At 73.3% G+C, this 25,097-nt stretch carries 22 protein-coding genes; 12 read left to right on the top strand and 10 right to left on the bottom strand.

Translation table 11 applies throughout. From position 1 onward, the window contains the following. Window positions 1-5: 5 nt before the first annotated feature. The 3 genes from ACIPSE_RS37360 to ACIPSE_RS37370 form a co-directional block, all read right to left on the bottom strand. Window positions 6-674, bottom strand: coding sequence for a pyridoxal 5'-phosphate synthase (locus ACIPSE_RS37360; RefSeq protein WP_401671882.1), 669 nt, complete (start codon window positions 672-674; stop codon window positions 6-8). Between the two features lie 492 nt (window positions 675-1,166). Then, window positions 1,167-1,631 (bottom strand): hypothetical protein, encoded by a 465-nt coding sequence (locus ACIPSE_RS37365; protein ID WP_401671885.1) that lies wholly within the window; start codon window positions 1,629-1,631, stop codon window positions 1,167-1,169. 141 nt (window positions 1,632-1,772) lie between these two features. Beyond that, window positions 1,773-2,921 (bottom strand): thiolase C-terminal domain-containing protein, encoded by a 1,149-nt coding sequence (locus ACIPSE_RS37370; protein WP_401671888.1) that lies wholly within the window; start codon window positions 2,919-2,921, stop codon window positions 1,773-1,775. Window positions 2,922-3,001: 80 nt separating this feature from the next. On the opposite strand from ACIPSE_RS37370, the gene ACIPSE_RS37375 reads away from it, so the two are divergent. Both ACIPSE_RS37375 and ACIPSE_RS37380 read left to right on the top strand, forming a co-directional pair. Next, window positions 3,002-4,192 carry an acyl-CoA dehydrogenase family protein gene (locus ACIPSE_RS37375; protein ID WP_401671891.1) on the top strand — a complete coding sequence of 397 codons (1,191 nt, stop codon included), beginning with the start codon at window positions 3,002-3,004 and terminating at the stop codon, window positions 4,190-4,192. After that, window positions 4,189-4,698 carry a nitroreductase/quinone reductase family protein gene (locus ACIPSE_RS37380; protein ID WP_401671893.1) on the top strand — a complete coding sequence of 170 codons (510 nt, stop codon included), beginning with the start codon at window positions 4,189-4,191 and terminating at the stop codon, window positions 4,696-4,698. The genes ACIPSE_RS37375 and ACIPSE_RS37380 overlap by 4 nt, the downstream gene beginning before the upstream one ends. A 59-nt stretch (window positions 4,699-4,757) precedes the next feature. Here ACIPSE_RS37380 and ACIPSE_RS37385 read toward each other — a convergent pair whose 3' ends face one another. Further along, window positions 4,758-5,393, bottom strand: coding sequence for a TetR family transcriptional regulator (locus ACIPSE_RS37385; protein WP_079310070.1), 636 nt, complete (start codon window positions 5,391-5,393; stop codon window positions 4,758-4,760). A gap of 134 nt (window positions 5,394-5,527) precedes the next feature. Between ACIPSE_RS37385 and ACIPSE_RS37390 the strand changes: the two genes are divergently transcribed. The 3 genes from ACIPSE_RS37390 (at window position 5,528) to ACIPSE_RS37400 (ending at window position 9,518) form a co-directional block, all read left to right on the top strand. After that, complete coding sequence (locus ACIPSE_RS37390) at window positions 5,528-6,283, top strand: VOC family protein (protein ID WP_401671896.1); 756 nt, start codon at window positions 5,528-5,530, stop codon at window positions 6,281-6,283. Between the two features lie 169 nt (window positions 6,284-6,452). Next, window positions 6,453-8,798, top strand: a complete 2,346-nt coding sequence (locus tag ACIPSE_RS37395) for a PQQ-binding-like beta-propeller repeat protein (RefSeq protein ID WP_401671899.1) — start codon at window positions 6,453-6,455, stop codon at window positions 8,796-8,798. 168 nt (window positions 8,799-8,966) lie between these two features. Next, complete coding sequence (locus ACIPSE_RS37400; protein ID WP_401671902.1) at window positions 8,967-9,518, top strand: hypothetical protein; 552 nt, start codon at window positions 8,967-8,969, stop codon at window positions 9,516-9,518. Here ACIPSE_RS37400 and ACIPSE_RS37405 read toward each other — a convergent pair. From ACIPSE_RS37405 to ACIPSE_RS37415, 3 genes are read right to left on the bottom strand one after another with little or no spacing between them, the layout of a single operon-like run. After that, on the bottom strand, window positions 9,505-10,278 hold the full coding sequence (locus tag ACIPSE_RS37405) for an enoyl-CoA hydratase/isomerase family protein (RefSeq protein ID WP_401671905.1): 774 nt from the start codon (window positions 10,276-10,278) through the stop codon (window positions 9,505-9,507). The genes ACIPSE_RS37400 and ACIPSE_RS37405 overlap by 14 nt on opposite strands. Then, window positions 10,275-10,694: a Zn-ribbon domain-containing OB-fold protein gene (locus ACIPSE_RS37410; RefSeq protein ID WP_401671908.1), complete on the bottom strand. Its 420-nt coding sequence runs from the start codon at window positions 10,692-10,694 to the stop codon at window positions 10,275-10,277. The genes ACIPSE_RS37405 and ACIPSE_RS37410 overlap by 4 nt, the downstream gene beginning before the upstream one ends. Window positions 10,695-10,697: 3 nt before the next feature. Further along, on the bottom strand, window positions 10,698-11,846 hold the full coding sequence (locus ACIPSE_RS37415; protein WP_401671910.1) for a lipid-transfer protein: 1,149 nt from the start codon (window positions 11,844-11,846) through the stop codon (window positions 10,698-10,700). 102 nt (window positions 11,847-11,948) lie between these two features. Here ACIPSE_RS37415 and ACIPSE_RS37420 point away from each other — a divergent pair, with 102 nt between their 5' ends. Further along, window positions 11,949-13,511 (top strand): FadD3 family acyl-CoA ligase, encoded by a 1,563-nt coding sequence (locus tag ACIPSE_RS37420; RefSeq protein WP_401671913.1) that lies wholly within the window; start codon window positions 11,949-11,951, stop codon window positions 13,509-13,511. 73 nt (window positions 13,512-13,584) lie between these two features. Here the strand turns inward: ACIPSE_RS37420 and ACIPSE_RS37425 are convergent, their stop codons facing one another. Both ACIPSE_RS37425 and ACIPSE_RS37430 read right to left on the bottom strand, forming a co-directional pair. Beyond that, on the bottom strand, window positions 13,585-13,797 hold the full coding sequence (locus tag ACIPSE_RS37425; RefSeq protein ID WP_401671915.1) for a hypothetical protein: 213 nt from the start codon (window positions 13,795-13,797) through the stop codon (window positions 13,585-13,587). 203 nt (window positions 13,798-14,000) lie between these two features. Beyond that, the gene (locus ACIPSE_RS37430) at window positions 14,001-16,961 is read right to left on the bottom strand and encodes a BTAD domain-containing putative transcriptional regulator (protein WP_401671917.1); all 2,961 of its coding nucleotides are present in this window, start codon (window positions 16,959-16,961) and stop codon (window positions 14,001-14,003) included. Window positions 16,962-17,159: 198 nt separating this feature from the next. Between ACIPSE_RS37430 and ACIPSE_RS37435 the strand changes: the two genes are divergently transcribed. The 6 genes from ACIPSE_RS37435 to ACIPSE_RS37460 all read left to right on the top strand — a co-directional run bounded on the left by ACIPSE_RS37435 (window position 17,160) and on the right by ACIPSE_RS37460 (window position 24,640). Further along, entirely contained in the window at window positions 17,160-18,452 is a 1,293-nt protein-coding gene (locus tag ACIPSE_RS37435; RefSeq protein ID WP_401671919.1) for an amidohydrolase family protein, read from the top strand. Next, window positions 18,449-19,384, top strand: coding sequence for a TIGR03619 family F420-dependent LLM class oxidoreductase (locus ACIPSE_RS37440; RefSeq protein WP_401671922.1), 936 nt, complete (start codon window positions 18,449-18,451; stop codon window positions 19,382-19,384). Before ACIPSE_RS37435 ends, ACIPSE_RS37440 begins: the two co-directional genes overlap by 4 nt. Before the next feature lie 10 nt (window positions 19,385-19,394). After that, a complete protein-coding gene (locus tag ACIPSE_RS37445) occupies window positions 19,395-20,165 on the top strand; it encodes an SDR family NAD(P)-dependent oxidoreductase (protein ID WP_401671924.1) in 771 nt (256 codons plus the stop codon). Between the two features lie 95 nt (window positions 20,166-20,260). Next, a complete protein-coding gene (locus ACIPSE_RS37450) occupies window positions 20,261-21,379 on the top strand; it encodes an LLM class flavin-dependent oxidoreductase (RefSeq protein WP_401671927.1) in 1,119 nt (372 codons plus the stop codon). Window positions 21,380-21,476: 97 nt separating this feature from the next. Beyond that, window positions 21,477-23,198, top strand: a complete 1,722-nt coding sequence (locus ACIPSE_RS37455) for an amidohydrolase family protein (protein ID WP_401671930.1) — start codon at window positions 21,477-21,479, stop codon at window positions 23,196-23,198. Next, entirely contained in the window at window positions 23,195-24,640 is a 1,446-nt protein-coding gene (locus ACIPSE_RS37460; RefSeq protein WP_401671932.1) for an aldehyde dehydrogenase family protein, read from the top strand. Before ACIPSE_RS37455 ends, ACIPSE_RS37460 begins: the two co-directional genes overlap by 4 nt. Before the next feature lie 33 nt (window positions 24,641-24,673). On the opposite strand, the gene ACIPSE_RS37465 is transcribed toward ACIPSE_RS37460, so the two are convergent. Beyond that, window positions 24,674-25,087 (bottom strand): nitroreductase/quinone reductase family protein, encoded by a 414-nt coding sequence (locus ACIPSE_RS37465; protein WP_401671935.1) that lies wholly within the window; start codon window positions 25,085-25,087, stop codon window positions 24,674-24,676. Window positions 25,088-25,097 lie beyond the last annotated feature (10 nt).

Consider the following 25,097-nt stretch of genomic DNA (forward strand, 5'->3'; position numbering starts at 1 on the left):
CCCGCTCAGGGCCACAGAAGCTGCCGCTGCCACCCTCCGTCCTCCGCGCGCCGGTAGGCGAGCCGTACGTGGCGCCGCCGGGCGTCGCCCTGGAAGAACTCGACCTCCTCGGCCGCGACCCGGTACAGCGTCCACGTCGGCACCGGTGCGTCCGGCGTGCGCTGGGCCTGCTCCCAGGCGGCCTCCGAGGCGTGCGCCAACTCGTCGAGGGAGCCGAGCGGTTCGCTCTGCCGTCCGGTGAGCGCCGCCGCCAGCGCCCCGGTCGAGCGGGCGTGCAGGTCCGCCTGGCTCTCGGCGGAGGGCGCGGCCGTCACCTGGCCCCGCACCCGTACCTGGCGGCCCAGCGCGGGCCAGTAGAACCCGAGCGCCGCGTACGGCCGGGCGGCGAGCTGGCGGCCCTTGCGGCTCCCGCCGTGCGTCGCGAACGCCCACCCGTCCGCGTCGGCGCCGTGCAGCATCACCGTCCGCACGTCGGGCAGACCGTCCTCACCGGCCGTCGCCAGCGACATCGTGTGCGGTTCGCCCTGCCCGGCGGCCACGGCCTCGGCGAACCAGACGGTGAACAGCGCGAGCGGGTCACCGGGCGCGGCACCGGGGTCGAAGGACGCCAGCACGGTGCCCTCCGGCCCCCAGACCCGCAGCGACCGCAACAGTGCGTGAAGATCGGTTTCCATCCCCCGATTGTCACCCCAGGGCCCCGCACACGGAGAAGGGGACGACCTGCCCACACCATCGGCGACGACCCGCCGCCGGTACATGGGACGGCCTGCCTGCGGCTTCGGCGACGGCCTGCCGCCGGTACGCGGGACGGCCTGCCTGCGGCTTCGGCGATGGCCTGCCGCCGGTACGCGGGACGGCCTGCCTGCGGCTTCGGCGATGGCCTGCCGCCGGTACGCGGGACGGCCTGCCCGCGGCTTGCGCGATGGCCTGCCCACGACTCCTGCGGCTGCCGGGCCCGCGGCTTCGGCGACGGTCTGCCCGCGGCGTACGGGATGGCTCATCTTCGGCTTTCCGGATGGCCCGGCCGTGGCTCCGGCCCTTGTCGTGGCTACGCCTTCGGCGACGGTCCGTCCATGGTGGAGGGGGCGGCCCCGCTGCGGCCTCCGCGGTGGACCCGCCTCGGCCACGGCGTCCGTCAGGGCCTGTCTGCCGTGCCCGCTCCCCGCTCACGCCACCGTCCGCCCCGCCTCCGCCAGGAACCGTCGCTGGGGTTCGCGCAGGTGGTCCCAGAGGGTTTCCGGGGGGCCCGGGTGGTTCCACAGGGCCTCGTCGACGGCTGTCGCGTAGGCGCGGGCGCAGGTGTAGAAGCCGGGTGGGAACAGGACCTGGACCATGCGTTCGGCGATCCACAGGCGGTCGATGAGATCGCGGGCCGCCCCGCGCCAGTCGGGGTCCGGGGCGGGCGCGTGGTCCAGGCGGCGTTCGGCCAGGCGGATGCCCTCCTGGGTGAGGGCGATGAACTCCCGCAGCAGGGCGAGACGTTCGGCGCGCCGGGCCTCCGCGAGCTGTAGCGCCTGGCGCCGGTCCTCCGCGCGTGCCGTCAGCCGGCCCGTGGTGACCTGGGCGACGTACGACAGTCCGCCGCCCACCACGACCCCCAGCAGCGGCGCCCACACCTGCTCCACGTCCACCGACATCCCCCTCGCGCACCGCCTCACGTGCACGGCGCCTCATGCACACCGCGCCCCACGTACACCGCCCCCGCCCTCACGCACCGCTCCCCACGTGCACCGCGCCCTCGCGCACCGCCCCCCGCCCACGCGCCCCCGCCTTCACCGCCCCAGAATCACCGTCCCCGACGAGCAGAACCAGCCCCCGGTTCCCGAGGCCACTGCCAGTCGGGGGAGGGAGCCGTCGGGGCGGTGCACCTGGCGGGGGCCCGTTTCGCCGCGGAGCTGGCGTACCGCCTCGACGAGGAGGAACAGGCCCCGCATGCCGGGGTGCTGGGCGGACAGGCCGCCCCCGTCGGTGTTGACGGGCAGCTCGCGGGCCTGGACGTACGCCCCGCCCTCGCCCTTCTTGCAGAAGCCGAGGTCCTCCAGGGTGACCAGGGTCATGTAGGTGAAGGCGTCGTAGATCTCGGCGAGGTCGATGTCGGCGGGGCGGACTCCGGCACGGGCGAAGGCGAGACGCCCGCTGACGGCGGCGGGGGAGACGGTGAAGTCGGGCCATTCGGACATCGTGGCGTGGGAGACGTGCTCGCCGGTGCCGAGCACCCACACCGGGTCCGTGCGGCAGTCGCGGGCGTACTCCTCGGCGGCGAGCAGGACGGCGGCGCCGCCGTCGGAGCGGATGCAGCAGTGCAGCTTGGTGAAGGGGTCGGCGATCATCGGGCCGGAGAGGACGTCGTCGACGGTGATGGGGTCACGGAACATCGCCTCGGGGTTGAGGGCGGCGTTCGCCCGCGCCTGCACCGCGACCTCCGCCAACTGCTCGATCGTCGTGCCGTGTTCGATCATGTGGCGGCGGGCGGCCATCGCGTACTTCGCGATCAGGGTGTGGCCGTAGGGCGCCTCGAACTGGAGCGGGCCGCGGGCTCCGAAGGAGAGACCGCCGGTGCGGCGGCCTGCCCTGATGTCCGCGCGGGCGGTCGAGCCGTAGACCAGGAGCACGGCGTTCGCGTGGCCCGCCGCTATCGCGTCCGCCGCGTGCGCCGCCATGACCTCCCAGGTCGAGCCGCCCACGGAGGTGGAGTCGACCCAGGTGGGCCGCAGACCCAGGTACTCGGCCACCTCGACCGGCGCCAGCACCCCCGTGCCCGCCGACGCGAACCCGTCGATCAGGCCCCGGTCCAGGCCCGCGTCCGCGAGCGCGCGGCGGGCCGCCTGGGCGTGCAGGGCGTACGGGGTCGCGTCGTCCACCCGGCCGCAGTCGGAGAGGGCCACGCCGACCACGGCGACTTTCCGTTGTCCGGCAGTCATCACAGGGCTCTCCCTCTGGGCATCTCGAACCGGCCCCCCTAATATGACGGCCCGTCAGATCCGGAGGGAAGGGGCCCAGCATGGACGCCGGCTTCACCGCCGAACAGGACGAGATCCGCCGCACCCTGCGCGAACTGCTCCACAAGCGGTGCGGTTCGGGGGAGTCACGGGCCGCCGTGGACAGCCCGGACGGGTACGACCCCGCCCTGTGGGCCGCCCTGTGCGAACAGCTCGGGGTGGCCGGGCTCGCCCTGCCGGAGCGCTACGGCGGCGTCGGCTGCGGACCGACCGAAGTCGCCCTCGCCGCCGAGGAGTTCGGCCGGGTCCTCGCCCCCACGCCGTTCCTGGCCACCGCCGTGCTCGCCGCGCCCCTGATCGCCGCCCTCGGCACCGGGGCCCAGCGCGCCGACCTGCTGCCCCGGATCGCCGCGGGCACCCTCACCGCCACCCTCGCCGCGCCCGCGGCGGCCCTCGCGCTCACCTCCGCCAACACCGGCACCTGGGCGGGCGGCGGACGGGCCGGGGGAGTGCAGGCCCGCCCCGCCCCGGACGGCTGGCGGCTGTACGGCGAGGTCGAGCGGGTGCCGGACGGGCACAGCGCGGGCCTGCTCCTGGTCGCCGCGCACGCCGGTGGCTTCGCCCGCTCGCGGACCCTGCTGTTCCTGGTGCCGGGCGGCGCCGCCGGTGCCGTACGCACCCGGCTGACCGCGCTGGACGCGACCCGTCCGCTGGCCCGGGTGCAACTGCGGGACGTGCCGGCCGAGTTGCTGGGCGAGGACGGCCCGGACCTGCTCGGGGCACTCGCCCGCACCGGGGACACGGCGGCGGCGGTGCTGGCCTGCGAGGCGGTGGGGGCGGCGGACCGGGTGCTGGAGCGGACCGTGGAGTACGTCAAGCAGCGGGAGCAGTTCGGGCGGGCGATCGGCTCGTTCCAGGCGGTCAAGCACCGGCTGGCCGACGTGTACGTGGCCGTGCAGGCGGCCCGGTCCGCCGCCTACTACGCGGCCTGGGCGACCGCGCGGGCCGCGCCCGGGGAGCCGGCCGGCGCCCTCGCGCTCGCCCAGGGGCTCGAAGCGCTCAGGACGGCGGCCGGGGAGGGCATCCAGCTGCACGGCGGCATCGGCTTCACCTGGGAGCACGACGCACAGCTGTACTTCAAGCGGGCCGCGGGCGACGAGCTGCTCTTCGGGCCCGTGCACCGCCTGCGGGCGCACGCGGCCGACGCCGCCGGGTTTTTCACAACGGCGGAGCGGAAGGGGGTGTCGGTGTGATCGGGCGGCGGGCGGTGCAGCGCGTCTCGTCCACGAAGGGCTTCGCCAAGGTGGCCCCGCACGTCATCCCGGCCCTGGACCGGACCGTGCACCGGCTCACCCGCGGCAGGGTCCTGCTCAGCGCCCAGATGCTGCCGGGCGTCGTCCTCGCCTCGACCGGCGCCCGCAGCGGCCAGGAGCGCCGGTCACCGCTCGCCTGCATGCCCGAGCCCGGCGCCGGCACCTGGATCCTCGTCGGCTCCAACTTCGGCCGTCCCGGGCACCCCGCCTGGACCCACAACCTGCTGGCCCACCCGGACGCCGGGATCAGCTGGAAGGGCGAGGACATCCCGGTGACCGCCCATCTCCTCGCGGGCGAGGAGCGCGCCGCCGTCTGGCAGCGGCTCCTGGTCTTCTGGCCCCCGTACGCGACCTACCAGGCGCGGGTGGACCGCGAGATCAGGGTGTTCCGGCTGGTGCGGCGGGCGGCCGGGGACAGCGCGGCAGGCGGTCGCCCACCCGGGTGAACGACCGCCTGCCAGACAGGACTTGAAGCCCGCCGTCGACAACGGCGGTACCGACGGGGCTACTTCGTCGGCTTCTTTCCTGTGACGCCCAGATGGACCAGCAGCGCCAGGTTCGGCTTCAGTTCGGCCTGCTTGACGCCCCAGGTCTGGAAGCCCTTCTGGTGCGAGGCGACCGCCGCGAGCATCGCGACCAGCGAACCGGCGACCGCCGCCGGGTTCACGTCCTTGTCGACCTTGCCCTTGGACTGCAACTCGGCCACCGAGTCGGCCAGGGAGTTGTTCACGGAGTTCAGGATCTTCATCCGGAGCTTGTAGAACCGTTTGTCGCCCTCGGCGGCACCGAGGTCGACGACCCTGAGGATCGCGTCGTTCTTCCGCCAGAACTCCAGGAACCCGTCCACGAGTTCCTGGGCGGTGGTCCAGCCGGCCTTGCCGACCCACGACCGGCCCTCCAGGAGCGCGGTCAACTGACCGCCCTCGGTGGCCATTTGCTCGGCGATCTCCAGGACGGCGCCCTCGACGTCCGGGAAGTACTGGTAGAAGGTCGCGGGCGAAGTACCCGCTTTCCGGGCGACATCGATGACTTTGACGTCCCGGTAAGGGGAGGAGCTGAGCATCTCGCTGAGGCAGTCGAGCAGCTTCTGCCGGGTCGCCTGCCCACGCCGGCCGGCCACGCGGCCGTCGACGGTACGCACTTGTCCTGTCATGCCGTCAGCTTACCGAGGGGTGATGGGAGCGCGATTCGGCCGACTGCAAATGGGGTGCATGAGCGTGCGGGGACGGTTGCGCTGGTCCTGCGGGGTGCGCCGGGCGCCGCTACGTTGGCCGCATGGCCGAAAACAGGGCATCCGCAGACGGATCGCCGTACGCGGAGGGCGTCCCCTGCTGGGTGGACGCGCAGCTTCCCGACGTCGAGGCGGGCAAGCGGTTCTACGGTGAGCTCTTCGGGTGGACCTTCGAGGAGCGCCACGGAGGCTCCGTGTGGGGTCTGCGGGACGGTGAGCCCGTCGCCGCGCTCGCCCACAAGACGGACGGGCGGATGCCCACCGTCTGGACGGTGTACTTCGCCACCCCCGACATCGAGGGCCTCGCCGACCGGGTCTGGGCGGCCGGCGGCCAGGTCGTCACCGCGCCCATGCCGGTCGGCGACCTGGGCACCGCCGCGCTGGTGACCGACCCGGACGGCGCCGTCTTCGGTCTGTGGGAGGCCGGCACCCATCCAGGTTTCGGGGTCCGCCGCGAGCCGGGCGTCTTCGCCTGGGCCGAGCTGTACGCCCGCGACACCGAGGCCGCCAACACCTTCTACGGCGGGCTCTTCCACGACGCCCTCTTCGGGCCCGGCGCCGACCCCGATTTCGGCCGCGCGCCGGTCTCCGACGTCTTCCCGGCCGAGATGCCACCCCACTTCCTGGTCCATTTCGGGGTGGCCGACTGCGCGGAGGTCCTCGGTACGGTGAACCGGCTCGGCGGCCGGATCCAGGCTCCCCCCTTCGAGACGTCGTACGGGAAGGTGGCGGTCGTCACCGACAATCAGGGGGCGTCGTTCGCCGTCCTGGAGCGAAGAACCGGTTCGCCGGGTCGGTGAGACGTCATGATTCGGGGCGAGACATCCCGTTTTGCTGCCGGGTTCGCAACCTGGGCCCCGGCCAGGAAGAATCGGGGTGCGTGCCGCCATGGCGGTGCGGTGGTGAGACGCTGCACTGGGCCGCGTGCATAAAGATGTGACGCGGCCCGTACGGGGAGGTGGCAGGCAAGTGGTGGATCAGCTGACGCAGCACGATCCGCGGCGCATCGGGCCGTTCGAGGTGCTGGGGCGGCTGGGCGCCGGCGGCATGGGGCTGGTCTATCTCGCGCGCTCGGCGTCCGGCCGGCGCGTGGCGATCAAGACCGTGCGCACGGAGCTCGCCGAGGACCAGCTCTTCCGGGTCCGCTTCTCCCGCGAGGTGGAGGCCGCCCGGGCGGTCTCCGGCTTCTACACGGCGGCCGTCGTCGACGCCGACGCACGCGCGGCCGTGCCGTGGCTGGCCACCGCGTACGTTCCCGCGCCCTCGCTGGAAGAGATAGTGAACGACTGCGGGCCGCTCCCGGCCCAGGCGGTGCGCTGGCTCGCGGCGGGTGTCGCGGAGGCGCTCCAGTCGATCCACGGCGCCGGGCTCGTCCACCGCGACCTCAAGCCGTCCAACGTCCTCGTCGTCGAGGACGGCCCCCGGGTGATCGACTTCGGCATCGCCTCCGGTGTCTCCAACACCCGGCTGACGATGACGAACGTCGCCGTCGGCACCCCCGCCTACATGTCCCCGGAGCAGGCCAAGGACTCCCGGTCCGTCACCGGCGCCTCCGACGTCTTCTCGCTCGGCTCCATGCTGGTCTTCGCCGCCACCGGCCATCCGCCCTTCCACGGCGCGAACCCGGTCGAGACGGTCTTCATGCTGCTGCGCGAGGGCCCCGACCTGGAGGGCCTGCCGAACGAGCTGCGCCCCCTCATCGAGGCCTGTATGCAGATGGAGGCCGGCGCCCGACCCAACCCGGCCGACCTCCAGGCCCAGCTCGCCCCCCACCTCTTCGGCTCCGGCTCCGACGACAGCGGTACGGCGTCCGCGTGGCTGCCCGAGAAGGCCGTCACCCTCATCGACGCCCGCCGCAACGGCCGTCCGCCCGCCAAGCCCGGTGCCCCCGCCGGACGCAGCGGCGGCGGACGCGGCCCCGCGCCCGTGCCGCCCCCGCCCTCCCGCGCACCCGCCGTGCCCGCGCCGGTCCCGGTCGGCGCGCCCGGCACCGGACCGGTGCGCCTCGCGGGCGCCCAGGTGCCGATCGGGCCCGGCCCGCGCGTGGCCGACGCCCGCGCCGCCGCCGTGAAGGCGCCGCCCCCGGAGGCGGGTCTGGTGGCGAGCTGGTCCAAACCGCGCCCCGGTGTCAACGGCACCGACGCGGCCGTGGGCCCCGCGGTACCGGCCGCGCCCCCGGAGGGCGGCGGCTGGCGCCCCTGGCGGTTCCGGATGTCCAACGACGTGTGGGGCACCCCGTCCGTCGCGGGCGACCTCGTCTACGTCACCTCCTTCGAGGTGCACGCCCTGGACGTGGCCACCGGCCGCCGCCGCTTCAAGACGCGGGACGTCGCCTGGTCGATGGCGGTCGCGGACGGCCGTATCCACGCCTCCGACGGCCCGACCCTGTTCGCCCTGGAGGCCCGTGAGGGCGGCGAGCTGTGGCGGCTTCAGACCGATGCCTGGGTGTACTCCCTGAAGGCCGAGCGCGGCACCGTCGTCACCGGCAGCCGCGGCGGCGGTGTCCAGGCGTGGGAGACCTCGACCGGCCAGAAGCTGTGGGAGATCACCGGCTGCCAGACCGACTTCGAGTCCCCGGAGGCCGGGCCGCTGCTGCACGAGGGCACGGTCTACGTCTGGCAGGACGCCCGCCTCAAGGCCCTCGACGCCCGCACCGGCGACGAGCGCTGGTCGTACCCCATCGGTGACGCGGCCTCCTGCGGCGGTGTGCCGGTGCGGCTCACCCAGGCGCCCGACGGCCATGTGTACGTCTCCGCGGGCACCCGGGTGCTCGCGCTCGACGTGGCGAGCGGCCGGGTCCGCTGGCACTTCGAGGCCCCGGCGGTGTTCCTCGCCCCGCCCGCCTTCGTCCCCGGTCCCGCGGTGACCGGCGGCGGTGTCTACCTCGCCGACTACCTCGGCACGGTCTACGCCCTGGACGCCACCGACGGCCGCGACCGCTGGCGGATCGCCACCGAGGCGCGCGCCTCGGTCGAGCCGGTGCTGGTGGCCGCGGGACATGTGCATGTGGGAAGCGGCAAGGGGCTCTACACCCTGGACGCGGTCACCGGTACACCCAAATGGCGGTTCCAGGCGGGCGGCGACATCGTGGGCGCCCCGGCGGTCGCGGAGGGCCGTATCCACTTCGGGTCCACCGACCATCTGCTGTACACGCTGAAGGCCGACGACGGCCGGCTGCGCTGGAAGCTGGCGACCGGCGGCGAGATCACCGGCTCGCCGGTGGTCCAGGACGGTGTCGTGTACGCGTGCAGCAAGGACCGCTGTGTCTACGCCCTGGACGCGGAGAAGGGCACGGGCACGGCCCGCACCACCTGACGCCCGCGCGGGACGGCCGTCGTACCGGGTACTCGGAAGGGGCCGGACGGCGGCCGTCGTCTTCGGGAGCGGTCCTGTCCACCGCTTCCCAGGCCGACGCTACGCCGGGTTCCGGGTGGTCGCCATGCGGTGACATGGCCGTGACAAAGAGATCGTTACAGTGACGGCATGCATTCACGGGGGCACATGCTCAGACTCACGGCGGTGTCGGTGCTGGTCGTTCTGGCACTGACCGGATTCAAGGGCCGCGGCCACGGCAGCAGCCACGGCGACGGCGGCGGGTGCAGCAGCTCCAGCCAGAACCACGACAGTTCGTCGTCGACCACGGGCGGCGGCAGCACGTACCACGACTACGACGACGATGACGACGACTACGCGGGGAGCTCGTCCTCCTCCGGCGGATCGTCGTCCTCCTCCCCGTCCGGCCACGAGGACGGCACGGCCCGGCTGATCAGCTGCGCGACGGTGAAGGACCCGTACGCGACGGTCGAGGTCACCAACCCGAACGCGGCCGGGAGCACCTTCGACGTCCACATCGTCTTCCTGGACGCCGACGGCCTGACGGTCGACGGGACCATCGAGCAGATCACCGTGCCCGGCGACGGGGAGCGGACCGTCCGGATCGAGGTGGCCAACGCCGAGGAGAGCGCCGCCGAGGTCGACCACTGCGACCTGGACCCGGTCGCCTCCTACGACGGGGACGACGTCACCGGGTGGTGAACCCCGGCCGGCGGGCGGCGAACAGCTCCGCCTGCCGTCCGGCGGGCAGGTTCCCGAGGGCGATCAGATGCGGGGCCTGCGCGTAGGCGTGCGCCAGGGCCGCCTCCTTCGCCGCCCACAGGGCGCGGACGGTGCCCTGGACGCCTTCCGCCGGCTGCCCGGCGATGAGCGCGGCGTGCCGGACGGCGACGTCCAGCACGTCCTCGTCCCCGGTGAGCTCGGAGACCAGGCCGATCTCATGGGCCCGCCGCGCGGAGAGCCGCTCGGCGGTCCCCATCAGGACCATCCGGGCGACCTCCCCGTACGGCATCCGCTGGGCCATCAGGACCGACTCGTAGGCGCTGACCATGCCGTAGGTGGTGTGCGGGTCGAAGAAGGTCGCTCCGCGGCCCGCGACGAGGAACTCGCACTCCCCGAGCAGATAGAAGGCGCCCCCGCAGGCCATCCCCCGGACGGCCGCCACGACGGGTTTCCACAGGTCGTTGGATTTGGGCCCGAGGCGCAGCAGCGGATCGTCGCTCATGTACGGCGAGGCGGGCTGGGGCACGACGGCGTCCCGGTCGATGCCGGTGCAGAAGGCCCGCTCGCCCGCACCGGTGAGGACCACGGCCCGGACGGAGTCCTCGAACCGCAGCTCCCGCCAGACCTCCACGAGCCGGTCGCGCATGCCGAGGCTGACGGCGTTGTGGCGGTGGGGCCGGTTCAGGGTGACGACGGCGACGCCGGTGCCCTCGTCGACGGTGAGCCCGACCTCCTTCATGACCGCTCCGGCACCCACTGCGCGAGCCCGCTGCCCTCGTCGTACGCGAACCGCACCCGGGCGCCGATCCGCACCCGGCCGGGGGCGAGGGAGTCCAGCGGGGCGCCGGGGGCGGCGACGAGGTTGCCGACCAGCCGGATGTGCGGGGCGTCGGCGAGTTCCACGACCGCCACGGTGTACGGCGTCAGCGCGGCGTAGTCGGGCAGCAGGGGCGGGTGCGGGACGACATAGGACCAGATCCGGCCCAGGCCGCTCGTCCTGCGCCAGATGCTCTCGAAGGAGTGGCAGTGGGGGCAGCAGGGCCGGGGCGGGAAGCGGGGGGTCTCGCAGCCGGCGCAGGTCTGGACGCGGAGTTCGCCTTGGGCGGCGTACCGCCAGAAGGGGGCGCCGTCGGCGTCGGTGACGGGGGAGAGCACGGGCTACCTCCGGAGCAGCAGAGCGGACGTCGGGACACCCTCACCGGCGGTGACCAGGCAGGTCTCGGCGCCCGGCACCTGGGCGGTGCTGGTGCCGCGCAGCTGTCTGACGCCCTCGGTGATGAGGTTGAAGCCGTGGACGTAGGCCTCGGAGAGCCCTCCGCCGGCGGTGTTGAGGGGCAGCCGTCCGCCGATCTCCAGCGCCCCCTGCTCGGTGAAGGCGCCGCCCTCGCCGCGCCCGCAGAAGCCGTAGCCCTCCAGGGAGAGCGGGATCAGGGCGGTGAACGCGTCGTAGATCTGGGCGACATCGACGTCCTGGGGGGTGAAGTCGGCGTGTTTCCACAGGTGTCGGGCGGCCGTCCAGGCGGGGCCGGTCAGGGGGTCGTCGTTCCAGTAGTTGACCATGCCGTGGTGCTGGGCGGGCAGTCCCTGCGCGGCGGAGTGGATGTAGACGGGGGTGCGCGGGCAGTCGCGGGCCCGCTCCCGGCCGACGACCACGCAGGCCAGCGCGCCGTCCGTCTCCAGGCAGTTGTCGTACAGGCACAGGGGCTCGCTGATCCAGCGGGAGGTCATGTACATCTCGCGGGTCAGCGGCCGTTCGTACATCACCGCGGCCGGGTTCTGGTTGGCCCGGTTGCGGCAGGCGAGGGCGACGTTGAAGAGGTGGTCGCGGGTCGCGCCGTACTCGTGCAGGTAGCGGCGGGTCAGCATCGCGATCTCGTCGACCGGGCGCAGCAGTCCGTAAGGGCGGGTCCACTGGGCGGGGGTGGGGAGCTGGGCGGTGGTGTTGCGCCAGGGGCGCGGGCCGCTGCCGCGCTTGCGGGACCGCCAGGCGACCCCGACCGTGGCCTGTCCGGTGGCGATGGCGGCGGCGAGATGGGCGACCGTCGCGCACGAACCGCCGCCGCCGTAGCCGACCTTGCTGAAGAAGGTGAGGTCGCCGAAGCCGACGGCCTTGGCGAGTTCGACCTCGTCGGTCTCCTCCATGGTGAAGGAGGCCAGCGCGTCGACCTCGCCCGGGTCGATGCCCGCGTCGTCGAGGGCGGCGAGCACGGCCCGGCAGGCCAGGGTGCGTTCGTCGTCGTCGAGGTGTTTCGCGAAGGGCGTCTGGCCTATGCCGACGACGGCGGTGGCGTCCTTGATTCCCGGCACGGGGCACCTCCGCGTTGCTGATGCGATGGGTGTTGGGGGCTGACGGTTCGTCAGGCTACAGCTAATCTGACGGGTAGTCAGCTAGTGCGTCGGGAGGCCGTGGTGCGCGGTGACTTGGAGTGGGACAGCGTTGCGGAGCTGGTGCGGTGGGCCGCAGAGCGGTACGCGGACACCGAGGCGGTCGTCGAGGGCCGCACCCGGGTGTCGTACGCCGAACTGGGCGCGCGGGTCGAGCGTGCGGCGGCGGCCTGCGTCGCGAGCGGGGTCGGGGCGGGCGACCGGGTGGCGGTCTGGGCGCCCAACTCCCTGGACTGGATGGTCTGCGCGCTCGGCGCGGTGTCGGCGGGCGCGGTCCTCGTCCCCCTCAACACCCGCTTCAAGGGCGGCGAGGCGGCGGACGTGCTGCGCCGCAGCGGGGCCCGGCTGCTCTTCGTGACCGGGGCGTTCCTCGGCACGTCGTACGTCGCCGCCCTGCGCCGCGCCGTCGCCGACGGGCCCGGACTGCCCGCGCTGGAACAGGTGGTGGTCCTCTCCGACGACGCGCCCGCCGAGTACCGGACCTGGAAGGACTTCCTCGCGGGCGGCGAGGGCGTGAGCGCGGCCGAGGTCCGCGAACGGGCCCGCGCGGTACGGGCGTCCTGGCCCTCGGACATCGTGTTCACGTCCGGCACCACCGGCCGCCCCAAGGGCGCGGTGATCACCCACGAACAGACGCTGCGCGCCTACGAGATCTGGAGCGACCTGGCCGGGCTGCGCCACGGCGACCGCTACCTCATCGTCAACCCGTTCTTCCACACCTTCGGCTACAAGGCGGGCGTCGTCGCCTGCCTGATGCGCGGCGCGACGATGATCCCCCAGCCGGTCTTCGACGTCGAGACGGTCCTCGCGAACGTGGCCGCGGAACGCGTCTCGGTCCTCCCCGGCCCGCCCACCCTCCACCAGTCCCTGCTGGACCACCCGGCGCGCGGCTCCTTCGACCTCTCGGCGCTGCGTCTGGTGGTGACGGGCGCCGCCGTCGTCCCGCTGACCCTGGTCGAGCGGCTGCGGGGCGAACTGGGCGTGGAGACGGTCCTGACGGCGTACGGCCTCTCCGAGGCGAGCGGCGTGGTGACGATGTGCCGCCGCGGCGACGCGCCCTCGGTCGTCGCCGCGACCTCGGGCCGCGCGATCCCCGGCACGGAGGTCCGGGTGGAGGCGCCGCCCGGCGAACCCGGCGAGGTGCTGGTCCGCGGCTTCAACGTGATGCGCGGCTACTACGAGGACGAGGCCGCGACGGCGGAGGTGCTGGGCCCGGACGGCTGGCTGCGCACCGGGGACGTGGGCGTCCTGGACGCGGCGGGCAACCTGCGGATCACCGACCGCCTCAAGGACATGTTCATCGTCGGCGGCTTCAACGCCTACCCCGCCGAGATCGAGCAGCAGCTCGGCCTGCACCCCGCGATCGCCGACGTCGCCGTCATCGGCGTCCCCGACCCCCGCCTCGGCGAGGTCGGCAAGGCCTACGTGGTGCGCCGCCCGGGCACGGTCCTGACCGCCGACGACCTGATCGCCTGGGCCCGGCGCGAGATGGCCAACTACAAGGTGCCCAGGGCGGTGGAGTTCGTGGGCGAGCTGCCGCGCAACGCCGGCGGGAAGGTGGTCAAGGGGGAACTGCGGGGCGTCTGACCGCCCCGGGACGCACATCGGCCGCGACGGCTCCCCCTCCGCGCCGCCGCGGCCGATCCCCGTGCGGTGTTCGTCAGGGACGCTCGGTCGTCGCGTGGGCGTCGAGCGTCGTGATCTTCTCGGTGCCGGTGGCGTGCGCGTCCTCCGGCGTGGCCTCGCCGTCGCCGGCCTCGGTGTCCTCGGCCGTGACCAGGGCCGCGCCGGTGGCGTGGGCGTCCAGCGTGGTGACGTCCTCCGTACCGGTGGCGTGGGCGTCGTTGGGCTTGAGCTCGTTCGTGTCGGCCATGACGGTCAACTCCCTGAAAGTGCTTGAAGGATGGAACGAACCCGCCCGGCGACTCCCCCGAGGGCCGCCGGACGGGTTCACAAGGCCGCTCACCTTACGGTGTGGCCAGGGATGCCGAGCCGTCTGCCCCCCGACGCGACGGACCGGTAGACAGGAGCATGCCGGTCCGCGATAAACGAACGATGAACGCGCCGATCCGCAGGTCAGGCGACCGCCGCCGGGTTCAGCAGGGCCCGCACCGCGTCCGCCTCCGGGGACCTGAGCTCCTCGAACACGGCGAGCGCCTCCCGCCAGCACACCTGGGCCCGGTCGGTGTGCCCGATCGACAGCAGGGCGCGGCCCAGCGTCGTGAGCACGTTGGCGCGCCGCCACTCGCCGCCGATGCCGCGCAGCACCGCGAGGGCCTGCTCGGCGTGCGAGGCGGCCAGCGCCGGGGAGCGTTCGGCCAGATGCAGTTCGGCCAGCCGGAACAACGTCATCCCGTGCCACAGGAGTTGCCTGCTGTCGCGGAACACCTCCAGCGCGGACGACAGTGCCGAGCGCGCCTCGGCGGTCCGCCCGGCGCTGGTCAGCGCGAGCCCCAGCGCGTACTTGCCGTTCGCCAGGCGCAGCGCCTGGCCCGTGCGGTCCTGGTCGTAGATCTCGATCCCGGCCCGGGCCAGCGCCACCGCGCTCGCGGTGCGGCCGGTGGCCAGATGGACCCGTGAGAGGTTGCACTGGGCGGAGGCGGTGCCGGGCTGGTTGCCGTCCGCGCGGAACGCGGCCAGCGCGCTCTCGAAGTGGGCCTCCGCGTCGGCGTGCCGGCCCTCGTAGAGGGCGATGATGCCCCGCTGGTTGGGCGCCTGGCCGCACGAGACGGGGTCGCCCGCCGCGGTGCCCAGCTCCAGCGCCCGTCTGCCCTGCTCCTCGGACTCGCTGAACCGGCCGCACACGCTGTGGACATGGCTGAGCATCGTGCGGGCCCGGCCCTCCGCCCACGCGTCGCCGACGGCCTGCGCGGCGTCGCCGACCGCGGTCGCGGCCTGGGTGAACTGGAGCGGGTTGGCCCCCGACTCGCCGAGGTCCACGGCGGCCATCAGCAGATCGGCGGCCTTGCGCTGCATCCCGTTGGCCGCCGACTGCTGGGCGCAGGCCAGCAGGCAGTTGGACTCGTTGAAGAGCCACTCCAGGGCCAGGTTCCGGTCGGGGAAGACGAGCCCGGGGCGCTCGGTCGCGGCGAAGTGCTCCAGGACGCGCTCGCCCGGCCGCTCGATCGCGTAGACCCCGGCCGCCGTCGCCAGATAGAAGTCCAGCAACCGCGACAGCGCCGCGTCCCGTTCGCTGGGGGGCCATTCGTCGCGTTCCGCGCACGCGCGGGCGTAGAGGCGGACCAGGTCGTGGAAGCGGTAGCGGCCGGGGGCCGCCGACTCCAGGAGCGAGGTGTCGACGAGGGCCTCCAGGAGGTCCTCGGTGGCCTCGGCGCCGAGGTCGAGCATGGCTGCGGCGGCGGCGAGGGAGATGTCGGGGCCGTCGGCGAGGCCGAGCAGGCGGAAGGCGCGGGCCTGGGGCGGCTCCAGGGCGCCGTAGCCGAGCTCGAAGGTGGCCTTGACGGCGAGGTCACCGGCCTGGAGCTCGTCCAGGCGGCGCCGCTTGTCGGCGAGCTTCGCCGCGAGGACCGACACGGTCCAGGTGCGGCGGGCCGCGAGCCGGGACGCGGCGATCCGGATCGCGAGGGGCAGGAAACCGCAGGCGGCCACCACGTCCAGGGCGGCGTCCCGCTCGGACCCCACCCGCTCCTCGCCGACGATCCTGGTGAAGAGCTGGAGCGCCTCGTCCGGGGACATCACGTCCAGGTCGACCAGGTGCGCGCCCGCCAGGTCCACCATCCGCACCCGGGAGGTCACCAGGGCGGCGCAGCCCGCCGTGCCGGGGAGCAGCGGACGCACCTGTGCCGCGTCGCGCGCGTTGTCCAGCAGGACCAGCACCCGGCGCCCGTCCAGGACCGAGCGGTACAGGGCCGCGCGCTCCTCCAGGGAGTCGGGGATCGCCGAGTCGGCGGTGCCGAGCGCCCGCAGGAACGAGCCCAGCACCGTCTCCGGTTCCGCCGCCCGGGTCCCCGCGCCCTGGAGGTCGACGTACAACTGGCCGTCGGGGAAGGCGGAGCGCGCCTGGTGGGCGACGTGCACGGCGAGGGTCGTCTTGCCGACGCCGCCGATGCCGGCGAGTGCCGAGACCGCCATCACGCGGCCCTCGGCCGAGGCGAGGACGTCGCTCAGCTCGGAGACGAACGACACGCGTCCGGTGAAGTCGGGCACGGTGGCGGGCAGTTGCGCGGGACGCACGGGCGCCGCGACCGGTTCGGCGGCGGGGGAGGGCGGTTCGGCCAGCGCCGGGTCGGCCTGGAGGATGCGCTGCTGGAGCTCGCTGAGCCCGGGCCGCGGGTCCACGCCGAGTTCGTCGGCGAGCAGGCGCCGGGTGTCGGCGTACACGGCGAGCGCCTCGGCCTGGCGGCCGGAGCGGTACAGGGCGAGCATCAGCAGCTCGCGCAGGCGTTCGCGCAGGGGGTGCGCCGCGGTGAGCGCGGTCAGCTCCGACACGGCCTCCGCATGGCAGCCCTGCTCCAGGTCCATGTCGAGCCGGGATTCGAGGAGTTGGAGCCGCCACTCCTCCAGCCGCACCCGCTGGGCCTCCGCGTACGGGCCCGGCACCCCGGCGAGCACCTCGCCGTCCCACAGGGCGAGCGCCCGGCCCAGGACCTCCCGGGCATGGCACAGGTCCCCGGCGCCGCGGGCCTTCTCGGCCTCACCGGCCAGGTCCTGCGCCGTCGCCAGATCGAGGGCGCCCTCGCCCAGGGAACGGATCGCGTATCCGCCCGCGTCGCTCACCAGGACCCCGGGGTCCAGTGCCTTGCGCAGCCGGGACGCGTACGTCCGCACCGCGGCCAGCGCCTGCGACGGCGGGTCCTCGCCCCACAGCGCGCCGATCAGCTCGGCGGCCGTGGCGGTGCGCCCCTCCCGCAGCAACAGCGCTGCGAGCAGGGCACGTTGCTGCGGGGAGCCGGTGCCGAGCGGCTCGTCGCCGCGCCAGGCACGCACCGGGCCGAGCACGCTGAAGCGCAGCGCCGGCGCGGTTTCCGCGGCGGAGCCGGTACGCCTCTGCGCCGGCACCCGCGGTACAGCGTCCATCCGGTCCCCCTACAGGTCCAAAGTCACCCCGCCAGTTTGCCTTGTGCATGGCAGATGCGTCAGCTCCGGAGCGGGTGATCACAGCCAGGCGCGCGGGATATCACACCCTCCTCACCTCGTCTTCGCACACTTCCGCACAAGAGCGGACATCGGTTCCCGTAGCTGACGGTTCGTCAGATCAGCGCTACCGTGCCCTGCATGGAGACAAACGTGGAGACGAACGTGGAGGCAGCCGTGGACGTATCCGTGGACGCGTCCGCGGCGAGCACCGAGGACTTCCCGCTGATCATCTCCGTCGACGACCACACCGTCGAACCCCCCGGCGTCTGGCGGGACCGGCTGCCGAGGAAGTACCTCGACACCGGTCCGCGCACGGTCCGCGCGCCCCTGAAGGAGATGACCTTCCTCGGCGGCAGGTTCGCCCCCGTCATGGGCGCGCCCGGCGACGACGGGCCCATCGGCGACTGGTGGGTCTACGAGGACCTGCACCGTCCCCTCACCCGCCTCGACACCGCCGTCGGGTACAGCAGGGACGAGATCAAGCTGGAGATCATCACCTACGAGCAGATGCGCAAGGGCTCCTACGACGTGCCCGCGCGCCTGGCCGACATGGACGTCAACCACGTCCAGTCCGCGCTCTGCTTCCCCACCTTCCCCCGCTTCTGCGGCCAGACCTTCACCGAGGCCGCCGACCACGACCTGGGCCTGCTGTGCGTGCGCGCCTACAACGACTGGATGGTGGAGGAGTGGTGCGGCCCCGAGGCCCGCGGCCGGCTCATCCCCCTCACCCTGATCCCGCTGTGGGACGCCGAGCTCGCCGCGGCCGAGGTGCGGCGCAACGCCGCCCGCGGGGTCCGGGCCGTCGCCTTCTCCGAGATACCCCCGCACCTGGGCCTGCCGTCCGTCCACACGGACGACTGGGACCCCTTCCTCGCCGCGTGCGACGAGACCGGCACCGTCATCGCCATGCACATCGGCTCCTCCAGCCGCATGCCGTCCACCTCCGCCGACGCCCCGCCCGCCGTCGGCTCCACCATCACCTTCGCCAACTGCTGCTTCTCGATGGTCGACTGGCTGATGAGCGGCAAGTTCGAACGTTTCCCGAACCTCAAGGTGATGTACGCGGAGGGCCAGATCGGCTGGATCCCCTACATCCTGGAGCGCGCCGACGTCGTCTGGGAGGAGAACCGGGCCTGGGGCGGCGTCGCCGACAAGGTCCACCGCCCGCCGTCCGAACTCTTCGCCGAGCACGTCTACGGCTGCTTCTTCGACGACGCCTTCGGCCTGCGCAACCTCGACGCCATCGGCCTGGCCAACGTCCTCTACGAGACCGACTACCCCCACTCCGACTCCACCTGGCCCAAGTCCAGGGAGGTCGGCGAGGCCCAGATGGGCCACCTGGACCCGGCCGCCGTCGAACGCATCGTCCGCGGCAACGCCATCGACCTCCTCGGCCTCACCCCCGACGGCCTGTGGGGCGGCCCCGCATGAGCCCCGCGAACTCCGTTCTGGAGTACGGCATCCAGCTCCCCGTCCAGTCCCAGAGCACCCTCTACGCCGAACCCTGGGAGGCGGGCGCCGGGCCCGAGGATCTGCTCGCGGTCGCCCGGGCCGCCGACCGCGCCGGCTTCGCGTACATCGCCTGCTGCGACCACGTCGGCGTCCCGCGCCGCCTCGCGTCCGCGATGAGCACCATCTGGTACGACCCGGTGGCCACGCTCGCCTTCCTCGCCGCGGCCACCGAACGCGTCCGGCTCCTCAGCCACATCGCCGTCGTCGGCCTGCGCCACCCGCTGCTGACCGCCAAGCAGTACGCCACCCTCGACCATCTCAGCGGCGGACGGCTGATCCTCGGGGTGGGCGCCGGGCACGTGGAGGAGGAGTTCACCGCCCTCGGCGTCGACTTCGCCGCGCGCGGGGCCGTGCTCGACGAGTCGATCGACGCGCTGAGGGCGGCGCTGGGGCCCGAGGAGTTTCCCGAACACCACGGCAAGTTCTACGACTTCGAGGGCCTCGGCCAGCGGCCCCGCCCCGTCCAGCGGCACGTCCCCGTCTGGGTCGGCGGCTCCTCGCCCGCCGCGGTGCGCCGGGCCGCCCTCAAGGGCGACGGCTGGCTGCCGCAGGGCGACCCGCGCGAGCGGCTGCCCGCACAGATCGAGAGGCTGCGCCGCGCCCGGGAGGAGGCCGGTGTCCGGGCGCCCTGCGTGATCGGCGCCATCACCGAGCCGCTGTACGTCGGCGCGCCCGCGTGGGAGACCGGGCGCCGGACCCTCACCGGGGCCCCGGCCGCCCTCGCCGAGTCGCTGCGGGCCTACCGCGCGCTGGGAGTGGACCAGATCCAGGTGCGGTTCCGCTGCCGCGACCGGAGCGAACTCGTCGACCAGATCACCGCCTTCGGCGCCGAAGTGGCCCCCGAGCTCTAGGAGATGCGGCATGGGCAAGCTGGACGGACGCGTCGTCCTCGTCACGGGAGCGGCGCGCGGGCAGGGCGAGCAGGAGGCCCGGCTCTTCCGGGCGGAGGGCGCCGAGGTCGTGCTCGCCGACGTCCTCGACGAGCAGGGCGAGGCCCTCGCCGAGGAGATCGGGGCGCTCTACCTCTCCCTCGACGTCGGCGACGAGGAGCAGTGGCGGGCCGCCGTCGGCGCCGCCAAACGCGCGTACGGGCACCTGGACGGGCTCGTCAACAACGCCGGCATCCTGCGCTTCAACTCCCTCGTCGACACCCCCCTCGACGAGTTCATGCAGGTCCTGCGGGTCAACCAGGTCGGCTGCTTCCTGGGCATCAAGACCGTGGGACCGGAACTGGAGGACGGCGGCACCATCGTCAACACCGCCTCCTACACCGGTCTGACCGGCATGGCGGGCGTCGGCACCTACGCCGCGACCAAGCACGCCGTCCTCGGGCTGACCCGGGTCGCCGCGCTGGAGCTGGCGCCGCGCGGCATCCGGGTCAACGCGATGTGCCCCGGCGCCATCGACACCGCCATGTCCAACCCGTCGCTGCTCGACCCGGACGCGGACCAGGAGGGCACCGCCAAGGCCCTGGACGGGCTGTACCGCAAGCTGGTGCCGCTGGGCCGGATCGGGCGGCCCGAGGAGGTCGCGCGGCTCGCGCTCTTCCTGACCTCCGAGGACTCCTCCTACGTCACCGGGCAGCCCTTCGTCATCGACGGCGGCTGGCTGGCCGGGGTCTCCGTTATCTGACTGCCCGTCAGCTATTGACGCCTCATGCCCGCGGTGCCACAGTCAGCGATCTGACGACCCATCAGAAAATACGCTACCGGGGACGGTGAACCTCCTTGGAATTCGGGCTCTTTGTACAGGGATACGTGGGCAAGCGCGCCGAGACCGACCCGCTCGCCGAGCACAAGGCGCTGATGGAGGAGACCGAGTACGTCATCCAGGCCGACAAGTCCGGCTTCAAGTACGCCTGGGCCTCCGAGCACCACTTCCTGGAGGAGTACTCGCACCTCTCCGCCAACGACGTCTTCCTCGGCTACCTCGCGCACGCCACCGACCGCATCCACCTCGGCTCCGGCATCTTCAACCCGCTCGCCCAGGTCAACCACCCCGTGAAGGTCGCCGAGAAGGTCGCCATGCTCGACCATCTCAGCGAGGGCCGCTTCGAGTTCGGCAGCGGACGCGGCGCCGGGTCGCACGAGATCCTCGGATTCATCCCCGGGGTGACCGACATGAACTACACCAAGGAGATCTGGGAAGAGACCATCGCCGAGTTCCCCAAGATGTGGCTCCAGGACGAGTACGTGGGCTTCCAGGGCAAGCACTGGCAGCTCCCGCCGCGGAAGGTCCTGCCCAAGCCGTACGGCAGGTCCCACCCCGCGATGTGGTACGCCGCCGGGTCGCCGCCCTCGTACTCCATGGCCGCGAGGAAGGGGCTCGGGGTGCTCGGGTTCAGTGTCCAGAAGGTCTCCGACATGGAGTGGGTGCTGGAGCAGTACAAGACGGCGATCGTGGACGCCGAACCCATCGGGGACTTCGTCAACGACAACGTCATGGTGACCACCACCGCGATCTGCGCCCCCACCCACGCCGAGGCCATCGACATCGCCGTCAACGGGGGACTGCACTACCTGCCCTCGCTGGTCTTCCGCTACCACGACACCTTCCCGCGGCCCGAGGGCTTCCCCGTGTGGCCCGAGACGCTGCCCGCGTACACCCCCGAGTTCGTCGAGGTCCTCATCGAGGAGGAACTGCTGGTCTGCGGCGACCCGGACGAAGTACTGCGCCAGTGCAAGCGGTGGGAGCAGGCCGGGGCCGACCAGATCAGCTTCGGGCTGCCGGTCGGGGTGTCCAAGGAGAAGACGCTCCAGACGATCCGGCTGATCGGGGAGCACGTCATCCCGAAGATCGACACGGACCCCGTTCACCGGACCTCGCGGTTCCGGGCCGCCTCGTAAGGGGGTGTCGCGGTCTGCGGGTGGTGGGGGCTGATCGCGCAGTTCCCCGCGCCCCTTTGGTCACTGACCTCGCCGTCAATGTGGAGGTGAACCCCGCATGCTCGATCACGTCATCAAAGGGGCGACTGTCGTCGACGGAACCGGCGCTCCTTCCTGCCTCGCCGACGTCGGCATCCGGGACGGTCGCATCGCCGTCGTCGGGACCGTCACCGAGGAGGCCCGCACCACCGAGGACGCCACCGGGCTCGTCCTCGCCCCCGGGTTCGTCGACCCGCACACGCACTACGACGCCCAGCTCTTCTGGGACCCCTACGCCACCCCCTCCCTCAACCACGGCGTGACCACCGTCGCCGCCGGGAACTGCGGGTTCACGCTCGCGCCGCTGAAGCCCGAGGACGGGGACTACATCCGGCGGATGATGTCCAAGGTCGAGGGCATGTCCCTGGTCGCCCTCGAAGAGGGCGCCCCGTGGAGCTGGCGGACCTTCGGGGAGTACCTGGACGCGCTGGAGGGACGGATCGCCGTCAACGCCGGCTTCATGGTGGGACATTGCGCGCTCAGGCGGTACGTGATGGGCGCCGACGCGGTCGGCGGGCAGCCGAGCGAGGAGCAGCTCGCCGAGATGCTCCGGGTGTTCCACGAGGCCATGGAGGCCGGGGCGTGGGGGCTGTCCACCACCCAGTCCTCCACGCACTCCGACGGCGACGGCCGGCCGGTCGCCTCCCGGCACGCGCTGCCCGCCGAACTCATCGCGTTGTCACGGGCGGTGGGCGAGCACGAGGGCACCCAGATCGAGGCGATCGTCGCCGGCTGCCTGGACCAGTTCAGCGACGCCGAGATCGACCTGTTCGTCGAAATGAGCGCCGCCGCCGGACGCCCCCTGAACTGGAACGTCCTCACCGTCGACGCGGCCGTCCCCGAACGCGTCCCCCGGCAGCTGCACGCGAGCGAACGGGCCCGCAAGGCCGGCGGCCGGATCGTCGCGCTCACCATGCCCATCCTCACCCCGATGAACATGTCGCTGGGCACGTTCTGCGCCCTCAACCTCATCCCCGGCTGGGGGCCGGTCCTCGCCCTGCCCGTGCCCGAGCGGATCGAGAAGCTCCGCGACCCCGCCGTACGGGCCGAGATGCTGCGCCGCGCCGAGTCCAAGGAGGCCGGCGTCTTCAGGCGGCTCGCGAACTTCGGCCGGTACGTCATCGGCGACACCTACAGCGAGGCCAATGAGGGACTCTCGGGCCGGGTCGTCCGCGACATCGCGCAGGAGCGCGGCCAGGACCCCTTCCACTGCCTGGTGGAGATCTGCGCCGCCGACGACCTGCGCACCGTCCTGTGGCCCATGCCCACCGACAACGACCCGGCGTCCTGGACCCTGCGCGCCGAGACCTGGGCCCACGAGGACGTCCTGCTCGGCGGGTCGGACGCCGGGGCGCACCTGGACCGGATGTGCGGGGCGCCGTACACGACGAGGTTCCTCGGGGACTGTCTGCGCGGACGCAGGCTCACCACCCTGGAGCAGGCCGTGAAGATGCTCACCGACGATCCGGCGCGGCTGTTCGGGCTGCGCGAGCGCGGGCGGATACAGGAGGGCTTCCATGCCGACCTCGTGCTCTTCGACCCGGAGCGGATCGACGCGGGCACGGCCACCCTGGTGCACGACCTGCCGGGTGACAGCCCGCGCCTGGACTCGAAGGCGATCGGGGTGCGGGCCGTGTGGGTCAACGGCGTCGAGGCGATCCGCGACGACGTGGTGAGCGGGGCCGTCCCGGGCACCGTGCTGCGCTCGGGGCGGGACACCGCGACGGTGAGCACCCGGTGAACGGGCGGCTCTTCGTCGGCGGCGAGTGGGTCGAACCCGCGGGCGGGCACTACGAGGTCGTCGACCCGGCGACCGAGGAGACCGTCGGCCTGGCACCGGAGGCCTCGCGGGACCAGGCGCACGCGGCCTGCGCCGCGGCCCGCGAGGCCTTCGGCCCCTGGTCACGGACCCCGCCCGAGGAACGGGCGGCGGTCCTCGCCCGCGCCGCCGGCCTCATCCGGGCCCGGCTCGCCGACCACGCCGACCTGGCCCGCGCCGAGACCGGCGCCACCACCGGCACCGCCCGCGCCCTCCAGGTCGGCGTCGCCGTCGCCCGCTTCCGCCGCTACGCGCGCGTGGAACCCGCCGAATGGGCCGTCGAGCCGCAGATCAACGAGGCCGGGCCGATGGGGCGCGCCGCGGTCATGGGCGCGCTCGCCGTCCGCCAGCCCGTCGGGGTCGTCACCTGCATCACCTCCTACAACAACCCGTGGGCCAACCCGGCCGGGAAGATCGCGCCCGCGCTCGCCATGGGCAACACGGTCGTCGTGAAGCCCGCGCCGCAGGACCCGCTGTCCGTGTACCGGATGGCCGAGGCGCTGGAGGAGGCCGGGGTGCCGCGCGGGGTGGTCAACGTCGTGTCCGGCCGCTCGGCCGGGGTCGGCGAGGCCACCGTGGACTCGCCCGACGTCGACATGGTCAGTTTCACCGGCTCGACGGCCGTCGGGCAGCGCATCGGCGAGGTGTGCGGACGGGCCATGAGACGGCAGCTGCTGGAGCTGGGCGGGAAGGGCGCCGCCCTCGTCCTCGACGACGCGGACCTCGCCTCCGCCGTGGCCGGGATCGGCACCACGTTCTCCTTCTACAGCGGCCAGATCTGCACCGCCCCCACCCGCGTCCTCGCCCAACGCGGCGTGTACGACCGGCTGGTGGAGGCGCTCGCCGGCTACGCCGGGCACCTGAAGGTCGGCGACCCCCGCGAGCCGGACACCGTCGTGGGACCGGTCATCTCGGCCGCGCACCGCGAACGCGTCGAGTCCTACGTCGAACTCGGCCGCAAGGAGGGCGCGACGGTCGTCACGGGCGGGGAACGGCCCCCGCACGAGCGCGGTTTCTACGTCGCGCCCACCCTCCTCGCCGACTGCACCGGCACGATGACGGTCGTCCGCGAGGAGATCTTCGGCCCCGTCGTCTCCGTCGTCCCCTTCGACGACGAGGAGGAGGGGATCGCCCTCGCCAACGACTCCGACTACGGCCTCATCGACTACGTCTGGTCCCGTGACGTGGCCCGCGCCTTCCGCGTGGCCCGCCGGCTGCGGGCGGGCGGCGTCGGCGTCAACACCGTCGGCCGCAACATGGAGGCCCCTTTCGGCGGCTTCAAGAAGAGCGGCGTCGGCCGGGACGTGGGCTCCTACGCCCTGCACGCGTACAGCGAGGTCCAGTCGATCGTCTGGCCGGGCTGACCGCCGGACGCGCGGTCCGGCGCCCGGGGCCCGTCATGACCCGGACGGCGGGCCCTGGCCGTCCAGGTCCACCCGCACCGTCAGCAGACCCGCGCCGATGAGGCGTACCGCCGTGCTGTTCACGCGGGGGAGGGCGCGCAACCGGGCCACGGGGTCGTCGTCGGGCAGGAGGTGGGCGGTGCCGGTGTACCAGCGTCCGCGCAGCCGGACACGGACCCGCGGGTCGGCCCGGATGTTGCGCACGTACTGAGAGCGTTCCCCGAACTCCGAGACCAGCCAGAAGGAGTCCCCCACCCGGCGACCGCCCAGCGGGGTGCGGCGCGGCAGGCCCGAGGCGCGGCCGGTCGTCTCCAGCAGGGTCTGCGCGGGCAGCCGGCGCGTCAGCGCGTTCAGCGCGCGCTGGAAGGCGGCGACAACCCGGTACTTGCGTTCGTCGTGACGCGGCATGGTTACTGAT

Source organism: Streptomyces sp. NPDC090106, from assembly GCF_044747265.1.
Taxonomy (GTDB): Bacteria; Actinomycetota; Actinomycetes; order Streptomycetales; family Streptomycetaceae; genus Streptomyces.